Here is a 13046-nt window from a genome sequence, read left to right as displayed (position 1 = left end):
GCCGATGGCCAAACTCCAGCTCGAGCAGTTCCTGCCCTACCGGCTCAACCGGATCGCCGGCGCAGTCTCGCAGGAGTTCCGGTCGGTCTATGGTCCGCACCATGACCTGACGATCCCGGAATGGCGGGTGCTGGCCACGCTGGGGCAGTTCGAGGCCATGAGCGCCAAGGCGATCGGCCTGCACTCGGCCATGCACAAGACCAAGGTCAGCCGGGCGGTGCGGGCGCTGGAGGAGCGGCGCTGGCTCAGGCGCCGCTCGAGCGAGGAGGACCGGCGCGAGGAGATCCTCACGCTGACAACGCTTGGCCAGAAAGCCTACCAGGAGATCGTGCCCAAGGCCCTCGCCTTCGAAAGAAGACTGCTAGACGAACTCGGACCAAAAGCCGAGCGTCTTCTGGAGGCCCTAGAACGCCTCGAGATCATCGTCAAAGCACGATAAACTTTCGCGTTGGGTCAGTCAGCGAAATTCCGTGTTCCCCGGGAATGTCCAGTATACCATGTTTGAGCGGACATTCGCTGTACTTCCGGGAAGTGCCATTCGGCAGCGGATCCCATTCTTGCTCTGTCCACTACCCATGAGACAGAGAAGCCCTTATTTGCAGATCCGGCATTTCGGCGGGTCGACATCGAACGGGAACTTGCCTTGATCAGTAAAGAAGTCGTCAAAGGCCCTCTTCACCCCAGGCCAATGGGGGTAGTCGTCCCCTATGAGCATACCCTGCGGTCGAATCATCGGCCACCATTCGCGCAGATCCGATGTGACGGCATGATAATCATGGCCGCCGTCGATGTGAACAACATCAATTTCGACTGTGTGGTGCCGCAGAACGTTGGCTGCATTCACAGAGTCAAGCGGAAGGGGTAGGACGTAGTCCTGGAGTCCTTCTCCAACGATGTTGGCTGCAAAAGTATGGTAGAGCGCAGGATAGCCGTTGCTGAAATTCAGATGGGCGAACCACTCATCATTGGTCCAGTGATCCCATGCCCCGAGCCAGGTATCGACGGCGATCACGACCCCATCTAGGTTCATGGCTTTCATCTTTGACGCGAGCGAGAGGACCGACGCACCCTTCCAGACGCCCACTTCAACCACCACTGATGGCCGGAGCGCTTCGATGGCGCCGGTCAGGTAAGGGTGGCTCGATGCCCACCCCTGATGATCTTGCCGATACAGCCGGCCGGGATAGTTCAGAAAAGGGTCCTGACCGCGCCATATCGTCGTCAGCAGTGCCTCGCGAACATCTGTCATGCTATGCCTCGCTCACGGGTTGGACACCCGGCCGGCGCCTTGCCTACATCTTAGACAACCTCATTCGGGTCTGTGTGGTTCAACTATGCCAAACCGGCCAGGCAGATGCCTTCATCCAACCGGCGCTGTGATCGTCCATCTCGGGTCAAACCACGTAAATTGCCACCATTCCAGGAATGTCTCCTTTTACCGGCTAAGCCGACCTTTGGATCACTTCCGAGAAGTGCCAGTTTCGGACCTTCCGACGCAGTGATTGACCTTTGCGTCTGACGTTTTCACGTACATTGTACGGATCAGTACGAACGGATATGAAGTATCTGTGGCTCCCGATCGCTAACCTCAACTCAGCGATAGAACAACGCCTGCAATGCCGATGCCTGCACCTGCCACCCGATGGATCATCTGGTGGTTACCGAGGACTATGCCAAGAGCGAGGCCTGTTCCGTGCAGAAGAGTAGTCGCCGAGACAAAGCCAAGGCAATAATGGCCTACTGCGGCTTCCGTTGGCATTTCCACTCCATGAGCGTAGCCGTGGAAGATGGCAAAAACTCCGGTCAGCATCATGGCTATGGAGATGCGGCAGCGGATCTTGGCAGCTAGAACTGCGCCGAAGACAACTACCGAGAGGGCAATGCTCATCTCGATGGCAGGAATTCTAATGCCCATGAAGCCGATGACCCCACCAGGGAGCATCATGGAGACGAAGCTCGTCGGAACAGCCCATAGGGCCCGCCCGCCGAGAACGACCGCAAAGAGACCGACGGCTACCATCGCCAGCGTGTGGTCGAGACCGCCGAAAGGATGCGCAAAACCGTGGATGAAACCTGACGCAGCATGGCTGCCCGTATGAGCAAGGGCAGGCATAGCTGCCACCATCATCGTAATGGCAAGAAGGGAATGACTCAATTTCATGGTATGCTCCTGTCAAACGACCGCGATGAGGCCGCCGGCTCGTTCGATGAACTGCGCGATGGCGGCGACGCCGACACCGTCACGGATATTGCTGAAGACATAGGGGCGCTGAGCGCGCATGCGCTTCGTGTCCTCCTCCATGATGGCAAGGTCGGCGCCCACGTAGGGCGCGAGGTCGATCTTGTTCACCACCAGTAGGTCCGAGCGGGTGATACCAGGTCCGCCCTTGCGCGGGATCTTCTCGCCGCCTGCAACATCAATGACGTAGATCGTCAGATCGACCAACTCGGGCGAGAACGTGGCGGCCAGATTATCGCCGCCGGACTCTACTAGCACAACATTGAGCGCCGGGAAGCGTTTGCGCATCGTCGCAATGGCAGCGAGGTTGATGGAAGCATCCTCCCGGATTGCCGTGTGTGGGCAGCCGCCTGTTTCCACGCCCATGATGCGTTCGACTGGAAGAGCGTCGGCGACTGTCAGGAGGCGAGCATCCTCCTTGGTGTAGATATCGTTGGTGATGGCACAGATGTCATAATGCTCGCGGAAGATCTTGCAGAGTGCTTCCATCAGGGCGGTCTTGCCTGACCCGACCGGCCCGCCGATGCCAACACGAAGAGGTCCTTTATGGGAAATCATGAGCGAAAAAGCCTTGTATATTGGTTTTCATGATGGAAGGAGCCGAGATCAGCCCGGAACATTGCGCCACCGATATCGTCCAGCGACGAGCCAATCGCATCCTGCGCGACTTCCTGCGCAGTCTTAGCCAAGCCAGCGCAGACACGGATGCCGGCTGTCTGCCCGATGGGCGCAAGCCGGATGGCTGCGGAGACGAGCGTCTGCACGAGTCCGAAAAGATAGGCGCTTAAAGTGAGCGGCAGAGGAACGCTGTGCGCCGCGGCTGCCATGCCGATGGCGATGGGGAATGCCACCTCACCTTGCAGTGAAGGCAGACCCGGCGCGGGCCAAGCGGCCAGCGTCGCATCAAGAAAGCTGCGCCCCTGCTGGCTCGTCTCGAGGTACAACTCGGACGACGGGGAGAGGGCGAGGGCCAGTTCGTTGACAGTCATGAGTGCAGCTTTATTCCCTGCCTCCACTGCCTGGTAGGCATGGCTCAACACGATTGCATCGTTGCGGCCAAAACCGAGTGTCAGTTGATCGGCCAGCCACGCGATGAGTGCTTTCTCATCAGTGACGTCTCCTGCCTCAACGGCCCATTCAAGAGTATGGGAGTAAGCGTAGCAACCTACAGGGTACGATGGAGAGAGCCAGGCAAAGAGTGGGATGATGCTTTGCCCCTTCTCTGGTTCCTCCGGCAGATAAGCATTATCCATGATCGTGCCCATGATGATGGCCTGAATGCCCGCCGTACTCGTGGGGGTGGTACGCTCCCCGTACTGGGCGGAAGGGCCGATCTACGATCTCTGTCCTGGCTCCCAAGCCTTGGAGCATGTCGAGCAACACGTGATCGTAGGCGATATAGATCGCCCCGTTCGTGATCTCCGCAGGCACGTGACGGTTGCCAATGTGCCAAGCCAAGGTGAGAAGATCGAGGGGATCCTCGGTCGAGATCTGGATAAGCTTCTCAGGCGCGGCCTTCACCTCCACGAGCCAGCCGCTGTCGAGGCGGATGGCATCCCCGTCCTCCAGCACATCGGCCTTGTCGAGATCGAGCAGGAAAGCCGTGCCGCCATCGGCGTTCAGCATGATCCGGCGACGGTGGCGGTCGCCGTGGTCCAGGGTGATAACGTCGACGACCCGGTCGGCGTCGACTGCGTTGCGGCGGATGATGAATGTGGCGCGGATCATGATCAGAACAGGAAGTAGCGTTGAGCCATGGGGAGGATTTCGGCTGGTTCGCAGACCAGGAGTTCGCCATCGGCGCGAACGTCATAGGTCTCCGGGTCGGCCTCGATGATGGGCGTAGCGCCGTTCAGCACCATGTCCTTCTTGCCAATACCGCCGCGAACGTTCTCGACGGCGACGAGCTGCTTCTGGACACCGAGCCTCTCTGCAAGTCCGCTTTCAACAGCCGCCTTGGACACGAAGGTGAGGGAGGTCGTTGCCAGCGCCTGGCCATAGGCTCCGAACATCGGGCGGTAATGCACAGGTTGCGGCGTCGGGATCGAGGCATTCGGGTCCCCCATGAGCGCCGCCGCAATCGCCCCGCCCTTGATGACGAGATCGGGCTTCACTCCAAAGAATGCCGGCGTCCAGAGCACCAGGTCAGCGAGCTTTCCAGCCTCGACGGAGCCGATGTGCCGGGATACGCCATGAGCAATGGCGGGGTTGATCGTGTACTTTGCTACATAGCGACGAACACGCAGGTTGTCGTTGTCGCCGGTCTCGCCGGGCAGCGGCCCGCGCTGCACCTTCATCTTGTGCGCCGTCTGCCAAGTGCGGATGATGACCTCGCCGACGCGGCCCATGGCTTGGCTGTCGGAGGACATCATCGAGAGCGCGCCGATGTCGTGAAGAATGTCTTCAGCCGCGATGGTCTCCTTACGGATTCGGCTCTCCGCGAATGCCAGATCCTCCGGGATTGATGGATCGAGATGGTGGCAGACCATGAGCATGTCGAGATGCTCATCGATGGTGTTGACCGTGTAGGGCCGGGTCGGGTTCGTGGAGGACGGCAGCACGTTGGGGAGCCCTGCCACCTTGATGATGTCGGGCGCGTGGCCGCCGCCCGCCCCTTCCGTGTGGAAGGCATGGATGGTCCGGCCCTTGAAAGCTGCAATCGTATCCTCGACGAAGCCGGACTCGTTGAGGGTGTCGGTGTGGATCATCACCTGCACGTCATAGGCATCCGCCACCGACAGGCAGCAATCAATAGCTGCGGGAGTAGTGCCCCAGTCTTCGTGCAGCTTGAGGGCGCAGGCGCCTGCCTGGATCATCTCCTCCAGCGCGCCAGGCTGTGAGGCATTGCCCTTACCGGTGAAGGCGAGGTTCATGGGAAAGGCGTCCGCCGCCTCGATCATGCGAGCGATATGCCATGGTCCCGGCGTGCAGGTGGTGGCGAAAGTACCGGTGGCCGGTCCTGTGCCGCCGCCGAGCATCGTCGTGATGCCTGACATCAGCGCTTCTTCAATCTGTTGCGGGCAGATGAAGTGGATATGTGAGTCGAAGCCTCCAGCCGTGATGATCTTGCCCTCACCGGCGATAATCTCCGTGCCTGGGCCGATGATAATGTCGACATCGGGCTGCACGTCCGGATTACCGGCCTTTCCGATTCCGGTAATACGTCCACCCCTGATCCCGATGTCACCCTTCACAATGCCCCAGTGATCAAGAACGACCGCGTTGGTGATGACGGTGTCGACCGCGCCCTGAGCCCGGGTCGCCTGCCCCTGCCCCATTCCGTCGCGGATAACCTTGCCGCCCCCGAACTTCACTTCCTCGCCATAGGTCGTGAAGTCCTTCTCGACCTCGATCACGAGCGAGGTATCGGCGAGCCTGACCCTGTCCCCCTTGGTGGGGCCGAACATATCGGCATAGGCCGCACGCGGGAGCGAAGCGGGCTTTCTTCCATTTGTCATCAGAGCGCCCCCATCACACTTTGGCGGAAACCATAGACCTCGCGCCTGCCTGACAGCGGGATCAGAACCACCTCGCGCGTGGAGCCGGGCTCGAACCGCACAGCCGTGCCGGGTGCAATGTCGAGACGCATGCCGCGTGCCTTCCCACGCTCGAAGGACAGGGCCGGATTGGTCTCGAAGAAATGGTAGTGACTTCCGACCTGGATAGGGCGGTCGCCAGTGTTGGCCACCGTCAGCACGGTTCGCTCCGCGCCCTCATTGAAGACAATCTCGCCATCCTGGGTCATGACCTCACCGGGCACATCCGTAGATGCTGCGCCCCGGATCGGGTGATGAACGGTCACGAGCTTGGTGCCGTCGGGGAAGGTGGCCTCGACCTGAACGTCGTGGATCATTTCAGCCACGCCCTCCATCACCTGATCAGCGGTGACGACATGCGCGCCAGCCTCCATCAGCTCGGCGACGGAGCGCCCATCCCGCGCCCCCTCCACAACGGTATCCGTGATGAGGGCGATCGCCTCCGGATGATTGAGCTTCACGCCGCGTTCCAGGCGGCGACGGGCCACCATGGCAGCCATGGAGATCAGGAGTTTGTCTTTTTCGCGAGGTGTGAGTTGCATTCCAGGATCCTAGCTGAGCCAGACGCGAGGCAGGGGCTGGCCACGAAAGGTGAGGAGGAATGGGCATATGGCGGCCCGTAGCGCCCCGATGGTGACAGCGCAGAAGCGCACGGCGAGAAGGCTGTTCCAAGCGCTCGCCGCTGCATCGCAGTCCTGCACTGACGATAGCTGTTCACGCACCGCCTCCAGGCGGGCCTCCGCATCCGGCGCCACATGAATCAATGTCGCAAGTGCGCGGGCGCCGTTCCCGACGCCCGGCTTCTGCAGCAGGTCGGCGATCGGACCGTCAAGCCGCAGCGTATCGGCGTAGATGAGCCGCGATCCGCGGCGGATGCGCCAACGATCGATGAAGAGACCCTCCTCAACGCGCTCCGCCCTCGCCTCGCGCCCGAAAACGACCGCCTCAAGCAGGGTGAGGCGCGCATCTTCGGCAACATTTGCCTCAAGCCGCCGGTCGAGTCTTGCGTTGTTGAACAGGATTGTCTCCTGCGGGAGCCAGTCGAGCCGGGCCCCTGCTCCTGCGGAGAGTTTCAGTGACAGCTCGGAGACCGGGCCGTCCGAGCGGTAGATCTTCTCCGAGGCAGGAGTCGCCAGCGTCACCGAAGCATCGGCCTGAGCCTCGACTTCCACGGCGAAGCGATCCCCGCAGGCAATTCCGCCCGCGGTGTTGACGAGAACAGCGTCGAGCCCAGCCCCCTCCCCCTTCGGGAGTCGGATGCGCATGGAGCCGCTTTCCTCGATACGCATTGGCCTTGTCCGCCCGTTCAGAGCGGCTGCAGCGAACGACACACGACCGAAGGCCCGCTGGCGCCGCGCGGGAACGCCGTCAAATGGCAAGGCGCTGACGAACATCGTCCCCCTCCAGCGCTGCACGGTCGCCATGCTGAACGATCTCGCCGCGCTCCATGACCACGAAGCGATCAGCCAGATCGCGCGCAAAGTCGAAATATTGCTCGACGAGCACGATCGCCATGTCCTTGCGTTCGCGCAGGTAAGTGATGGCCCGACCGATATCCTTGATGATCGAGGGCTGGATACCTTCGGTGGGTTCGTCGAGCACCAAGAGACGCGGGCGCATCACCAATGCCCGGCCGATGGCGAGCTGCTGCTGCTGCCCTCCCGACAGATCGCCACCCCGCCGCCCCAGCATGGATTTGAGCACCGGGAAGAGCTCGAACACCTCATCGGGGATCTGCCGCGAGCCGCGTTTCAAGGAAGCGAAGCCCGTTTCAAGATTTTCCTTCACCGTCAGGAGGGGAAAGATCTCCCGTCCCTGGGACACATAGGCAATGCCGCGCGCCGCGCGCTCGAAGGATTTCAGGCGCACGATGTCCTGACCCTCGAAATGGATGCTGCCGCCAGAAATTGGCCGGTGACCGGTAATGGCGCGGAGTAGCGACGTCTTGCCCACGCCGTTGCGTCCGAGCACGCATGTAATCTCCCCGACGGCGGCAGAGACGGAAACACCACGCAGGGCCTGAGCGGCACCGTAATGGAGAGACAGGTTCTCGACTGCAAGCATTGTCATCGGCCTAAATAGACCTCCACCACGCGCTCGTTCGCGCTCACCGCATCGAGCGATCCCTCGGCCAGCACGGACCCTTCATGCAGGCACGTGACCTTCACGCCGAGCTCACGCACGAAGGTCATGTCATGCTCGACCACGATCACGGCCTTGCTCCTGGCGATGTCGCGGAGAAGATCGGCGGTGTCGGCTGTTTCATAATCCGTCATGCCGGCGGCAGGCTCGTCGATCAGCAGGAGCTTCGGCTCCTGTGCGAGCAGCATGCCGATCTCGAGCCACTGCTTTTGCCCGTGGGACAGCTCGCCCGCCCGGCGATGCCGCTGCGCCGTGAGGCGCACCCGCTCCAACAGAACGTCAATTCTCTCCCGCCCCTGGGCCGCGATGCCAGAGAACAGGGTCGCGAGGGGCCCGCGCTTGTTCTTCAGCGCGAGAAGCAGGTTGTCCTCGACCGTGTGCATCTCGAAAACGGTCGGGGTCTGGAACTTGCGGCCGATGCCGAGTTCGGCAATGGCCGCCTCATCGAGAGAGGTCAGGTCGTGGGTGCCTTCGTACAAAGCCGTACCCTCGTTGGGCTTCGTCTTCCCGGTGATCACGTCCATCATGGTTGTCTTGCCGGCTCCGTTAGGGCCGATGATAGCGCGCATCTCCGCATGGTCGACGGCGAGCGACAGAGCGTTCAGCGCCCGGAAGCCATCGAACGATACGGAGACATTGTCGAGATATAGCAGGGTTGGCGTAATCGGTGCGCTCATGACTCACTCCGCCGCATGACTGATAGGTTGTGGCGAGCGACGCGCTCGAACCTTCTGGTTGGAATGCTCCCACAGGTCCCGGACGGCGCCGAGTACCCCACGGGACATGAAGAGCGTGACGAAGACGAAGAGGCTCCCTAAAGCGAACAACCAGAACTCCGGCAGCACGGCCGTGAACCAGGTCTTTCCCGCATTGACCAGCAGCGCCCCGAGAATGGCTCCGGCAAGGGTTCCACGTCCACCGACCGCCACCCAGATCACGACCTCAATGGAGTTGGCGGGAGCGAACTCGCTCGGGTTGATGATGCCGACCTGCGGCACGTAGAGAGCACCAGCGACGCCTGCCAGCATGGCGGACAGAGCGAACACGGCGAGCTTGTAGTGCTCGACACAGTAACCGAGAAAGCGTGTGCGGCTCTCCGCATCGCGCACAGCCACGAGTACCTTGCCAAACTTGGATCCCACGACCCATCGGCACAGTAAATAGCCGCCTGCAAGCGCCAGGACCGACAGCACGAACAAGGCTATTCGCGTGGATTTGGCCTGGACCGAAAATCCGAGGATCTCCTTGAAATCGGTCAATCCGTTGTTGCCGCCCAGTCCCATGTCATTGCGGAAGAATGCCAACATCAGCGCGAAGGTCATGGCCTGGGTGATGATGGAGAAGTAGACGCCTGTGACCCGGGAGCGGAACGCGAACCAGCCGAAAATGAAGGCAAGGACTCCCGGCACCAGCAACACCATCAGCGCTGCGAAGGGAAACCAATCAAAGCCGTGCCAGAACCAGGGCAGTTCCTTCCAGTTCAGAAACACCATGAAATCGGGAAGAACCGGATCCGCATAGGCACCACGCGGCCCGATCTGACGCATGAGGTACATGCCCATGGCATAGCCGCCCAGGGCGAAGAACGCTCCGTGCCCGAGAGAGAGGATACCGCAGAAGCCCCAGATCAGATCGACTGAGAGCGCCAGCAGGGCAAAGCAGACATACTTGCCGAGCAAAGGCACTAGGTGATCCGAGAGGTGCAGCGCTGATTCCGGCGAGGTAAGGCCGTTCATGGCCGGAACCAGGATGGCAGAAGCGGCCAGGAGCGACAGAACGATAATGGTCTGCCGGTCAAACAACGATTGAGTTCTCATGCTTCGACCGCCCTGCCTTTGAGCGCGAAGAGGCCGCGCGGACGCCTTTGAATAAAGACGATGATGGCGATGAGCAGGACGATTTTTCCGAGGACCGCGCCTGCATAGGGTTCAAGCAACTTGTTCGCTATACCAAGCGTCATCGCGCCTACCAGCGTGCCCCACAGATTCCCGACGCCGCCGAACACAACCACCATGAAGCTATCGATGATGTAGCCCTGCCCAAGATTGGGGCTGACATTGTCGATCTGGGAGAGCGCAACGCCAGCGATGCCCGCCACACCCGATCCTAGCCCAAACGCCAACGCGTCGATGCGACTGGTCCTGATGCCCATAGAGCCTGCCATACGCCGGTTCTGCGTAACAGCCCGCACGTAGAGCCCTAGCGAGGTGTATCGCAGCACAAGGAGCAGAATCGCGAAGACCGCAAAGGCGAAGACCACGATGGCAATGCGATTGTAAGTCAGGCTCGTCGCCCCGACATCCAGCGCTCCGTTCATCCAAGCCGGTGTGCTAACCTCCCGGTTGGTAGGTCCGAAGATCGTGCGCACACTTTGCTGCAGAATGAGGGAGATTCCCCACGTGGCGAGCAGGGTTTCCAGGGAGCGGCCATAAAGGAACCTGATGACTGTTCTCTCGAGGAGAACGCCGACCGAACCCGCGACCAGGAAAGCAAGCGGCAATGCTATGAGAAGCGAGCCTCCGAACAGACTGGGTGCCTGGGAGCGGATGAACTCCTGCACCATGAATGTAGTGTAGGCCCCCAGCATCACCATCTCGCCATGGGCCATGTTGATGACCCCCATGGTACCGAACGTGATGGCAAGTCCGATAGCTGCCAGCAGCAGAACAGATCCGAGAGAGATGCCGTACCAGACGTTCTGGACTGCTTCCCAGAACGCGAGGCGCGCCCGGATGCCGTCGGCCGCCTTTCCCGCAGCTGCTACGACTTCGGATGTCGCGTTGGACGGCAGGTTGGACAGGAGAGCGAGGGCTTCCTGATCACCCCGATTCCGGAGGGTTTCTACGGCAGAGAGCCTCTGCATCGGCAGGGCATCTTGCTTGCTCAGGAGGATAGCGGCACGGGCGCTCTCGAGGACATTCCGGACCCTCGACTGGCCCTCCTGCGCAATGGCTTTCTCCAGCGTCGGCAGGGCTGTCTCATCCCGGGAGCGGAACACGGCGCGCGCCGCCTCCAGGCGCTTCGTTGCATCGGAGCTGAGCAATGTGAGGCTCCCGAGCGCAGCCTCGACGGCGCGGCGCACGCGATTGTTGACGCGAACCGGTTTCAGCTCGCCAGTCTGGTCGCCCCATACCTGACCCGTGGCTGCATTGACGAGTTCTCCGGAGGTTCTACGAACGAAGACCTGTCCGGCCCCAACGAGAAGCCGCCCGTCGCGCAGGGCCTCGACGACGTCGATAGACAGAGGGTTGCCGCTGACAGCAACGGCACCGATTGCGGCTTCCGTTTCAGCATAGCTGTCATTGGCGAAGTTGGGCAGCGCATCCTCGTAAGGTCCCGCCAAGACAGCAGAGGCCATGCCAATCAGCAGAACGAGAGCCCGCGTGATATTTCGCAAAACAATCATGAAATGAACTTATAACGGGGGAGCGGGAGGGCGGCAGCAGCCGCCCTCATCTTTGATCTGCTAGGAACCGCACTTCTTTGTTACGGTGTTGTAGTTGCCGCACTTGAGAGTCTGCCAGTCGGCGATAAGGTCCTTCGAGCCGTCGAGATGCTTCGACCATGCATCGCCCGCCACCAGATCATCGGTTTGCCAGACGGTGTCGAACTGGCCATCCTCTTTGATCTCGCCGATCAGCACCGGCTTAGTGATGTGGTGATTCGGGAGCATCTCCGAGACGCCGCCGGTGAGGTTCGGCACCTTGATGCCCACGATGGCATCGATCACCTTATCCGGCTCTGTCGTGCCGGCTTTCTCGACGGCCTTCACCCACATCTTGAAACCGATCACATGGGCTTCCATCGGATCGTTAGAGACCCGCTTCGGATTTTTGGTGTAAGCCTTCCACTTCTCGATGAAAGCCTTGTTCTCGGGCGTATCGACCGACTGGAAATAATTCCAGGCTGCGAGATGTCCGACAAGGGGCCTCGTGTCGATGCCGGCAAGTTCCTCTTCGCCGACCGAGAAGGCCACAATCGGAATGTCAGTAGCCTTCACACCCTGGTTGGCGAGTTCCTTGTAGAACGGCACATTGGCGTCGCCGTTGATCGTGGAGACGACGGCCGTCTTCTTGCCCGACGCGCCGAACTTCTTGATGCTGGCGACAATGGTCTGCCAGTCGGAATGACCGAATGGCGTGTAGCTGATCATAATGTCCTCGGCCTTCACGCCCTTAGACTTCAGATAGGCCTCTAGGATCTTGTTAGTGGTGCGGGGATAGACGTAGTCCGTTCCCGCCAGAACCCAGCGTTCGACCTTCTCTTCCTTGGCAAGGTAGTCGACCGCTGGGATCGCCTGCTGGTTGGGTGCAGCGCCTGTGTAGAACACATTCCGCTCGCTCTCCTCGCCCTCGTATTGAACAGGGTAAAACAGGATGCTGTTGAGTTCCTTGAAGACCGGCAGCACCGATTTGCGCGATACGGAGGTCCAAGCGCCGAAGACAGCGGAAACCTTGTGCTGGCTGACGAGTTCGCGAGCCTTCTCGGCGAAGAGCGGCCAGTTTGAAGCCGGATCGACGACAACCGCCTCAAGCTTCTTGCCGAGCAACCCGCCCTTCCTGTTCTGCTCTTCCACAAGCATCAGCATGACATCCTTTAGGGTCGTCTCGCTGATGGCCATCGTGCCCGACAATGAGTGGAGAACCCCTACCTTGATCGTTTCCTCTGCTTTTGCGGCTTCAGCCGTGGCGCCAGAAACCAGAGCGGCTGCTGCCAACGCCATCAAGCTTCTCCGCGACATGTTGAATATCGACATAGGTCCTTCTCCCTTGCCTGCCCTGCTTCAGGTGCAGCATGGGGCAATATGCAAGAACCGTGCCAGGACCGACGAGGAGATAGTGGCCTAAGAGGTGAATGCCCAGGAGTTCGAGCGCTACAACGATTTCTGCCCAGAAAAGCGGCGCAAGCTCAAATACCGGGCTCTTGAAACAATACTTCGATCTTTGGAGAGGTGCCAGCTCTGATTGAAACTTCACTTCCCAACCGCTCGACGAATGTCGCCTGACCAGCCAAAGCAGACCAAGCCCTTTGGTCCGAGTAGTGCCACGCACAATACTGTCGGGAATTGGAGAGGAATACCAACTGGGATAATCAGAGCGGGATTACTCTCACTTCCGGTAGGCAGAACC

The 13046-nt window shown here is 60.5% G+C and carries 14 protein-coding genes; 1 reads left to right on the top strand and 13 read right to left on the bottom strand.

All coding sequences use genetic code 11. The features are described from left to right. The first annotated feature begins 4 nt into the window (after positions 1-4). Entirely contained in the window at positions 5-439 is a 435-nt protein-coding gene (locus tag I2H36_RS14860) for a MarR family winged helix-turn-helix transcriptional regulator (protein WP_196264685.1), read from the top strand. Positions 440-592: 153 nt separating this feature from the next. On the opposite strand, the gene I2H36_RS14855 is transcribed toward I2H36_RS14860, so the two are convergent. From I2H36_RS14855 to urtA, 13 genes are all read right to left on the bottom strand, one after another. Next, the gene (locus tag I2H36_RS14855; protein ID WP_196264684.1) at positions 593-1249 is read right to left on the bottom strand and encodes a class I SAM-dependent methyltransferase; all 657 of its coding nucleotides are present in this window, start codon (positions 1247-1249) and stop codon (positions 593-595) included. A 339-nt stretch (positions 1250-1588) separates the two neighbouring features. Further along, positions 1589-2161, bottom strand: coding sequence for a HupE/UreJ family protein (locus tag I2H36_RS14850; RefSeq protein ID WP_196264683.1), 573 nt, complete (start codon positions 2159-2161; stop codon positions 1589-1591). Positions 2162-2173: 12 nt separating this feature from the next. Continuing rightward, positions 2174-2797, bottom strand: coding sequence for an urease accessory protein UreG (ureG, locus tag I2H36_RS14845; RefSeq protein ID WP_196264682.1), 624 nt, complete (start codon positions 2795-2797; stop codon positions 2174-2176). Then, positions 2794-3504: an urease accessory protein UreF gene (locus tag I2H36_RS14840; RefSeq protein WP_246718829.1), complete on the bottom strand. Its 711-nt coding sequence runs from the start codon at positions 3502-3504 to the stop codon at positions 2794-2796. The genes ureG and I2H36_RS14840 overlap by 4 nt, the downstream gene beginning before the upstream one ends. Further along, positions 3485-3967, bottom strand: a complete 483-nt coding sequence (locus tag I2H36_RS14835; protein WP_196264681.1) for an urease accessory protein UreE — start codon at positions 3965-3967, stop codon at positions 3485-3487. Before I2H36_RS14835 ends, I2H36_RS14840 begins: the two co-directional genes overlap by 20 nt. Positions 3968-3969: 2 nt before the next feature. Beyond that, a complete protein-coding gene (gene ureC / locus I2H36_RS14830; RefSeq protein ID WP_196264680.1) occupies positions 3970-5697 on the bottom strand; it encodes an urease subunit alpha in 1728 nt (575 codons plus the stop codon). Then, entirely contained in the window at positions 5697-6317 is a 621-nt protein-coding gene (locus I2H36_RS14825; RefSeq protein WP_196264679.1) for an urease subunit gamma, read from the bottom strand. Before I2H36_RS14825 ends, ureC begins: the two co-directional genes overlap by 1 nt. A gap of 9 nt (positions 6318-6326) precedes the next feature. Next, on the bottom strand, positions 6327-7169 hold the full coding sequence (locus tag I2H36_RS14820; RefSeq protein WP_196264678.1) for an urease accessory protein UreD: 843 nt from the start codon (positions 7167-7169) through the stop codon (positions 6327-6329). After that, entirely contained in the window at positions 7144-7839 is a 696-nt protein-coding gene (urtE, locus tag I2H36_RS14815; protein ID WP_196264749.1) for an urea ABC transporter ATP-binding subunit UrtE, read from the bottom strand. The genes I2H36_RS14820 and urtE overlap by 26 nt, the downstream gene beginning before the upstream one ends. Positions 7840-7841: 2 nt before the next feature. Beyond that, positions 7842-8594, bottom strand: a complete 753-nt coding sequence (gene urtD / locus I2H36_RS14810) for an urea ABC transporter ATP-binding protein UrtD (protein ID WP_196264677.1) — start codon at positions 8592-8594, stop codon at positions 7842-7844. A gap of 3 nt (positions 8595-8597) precedes the next feature. Next, positions 8598-9734, bottom strand: a complete 1137-nt coding sequence (gene urtC, locus I2H36_RS14805) for an urea ABC transporter permease subunit UrtC (protein ID WP_196264676.1) — start codon at positions 9732-9734, stop codon at positions 8598-8600. Further along, complete coding sequence (gene urtB, locus I2H36_RS14800; protein ID WP_196264675.1) at positions 9731-11323, bottom strand: urea ABC transporter permease subunit UrtB; 1593 nt, start codon at positions 11321-11323, stop codon at positions 9731-9733. Before urtB ends, urtC begins: the two co-directional genes overlap by 4 nt. A gap of 60 nt (positions 11324-11383) precedes the next feature. Further along, a complete protein-coding gene (gene urtA / locus I2H36_RS14795; RefSeq protein WP_246718828.1) occupies positions 11384-12640 on the bottom strand; it encodes an urea ABC transporter substrate-binding protein in 1257 nt (418 codons plus the stop codon). Positions 12641-13046: the final 406 nt, after the last annotated feature.

This window comes from Microvirga terrestris (genome assembly GCF_015694425.1).
GTDB lineage: Bacteria > Pseudomonadota > Alphaproteobacteria > Rhizobiales > Beijerinckiaceae > Microvirga > Microvirga terrestris.
Note: the sequence above shows the minus strand (reverse complement) of the source record. Positions and strands in the feature narration are given on the sequence as shown.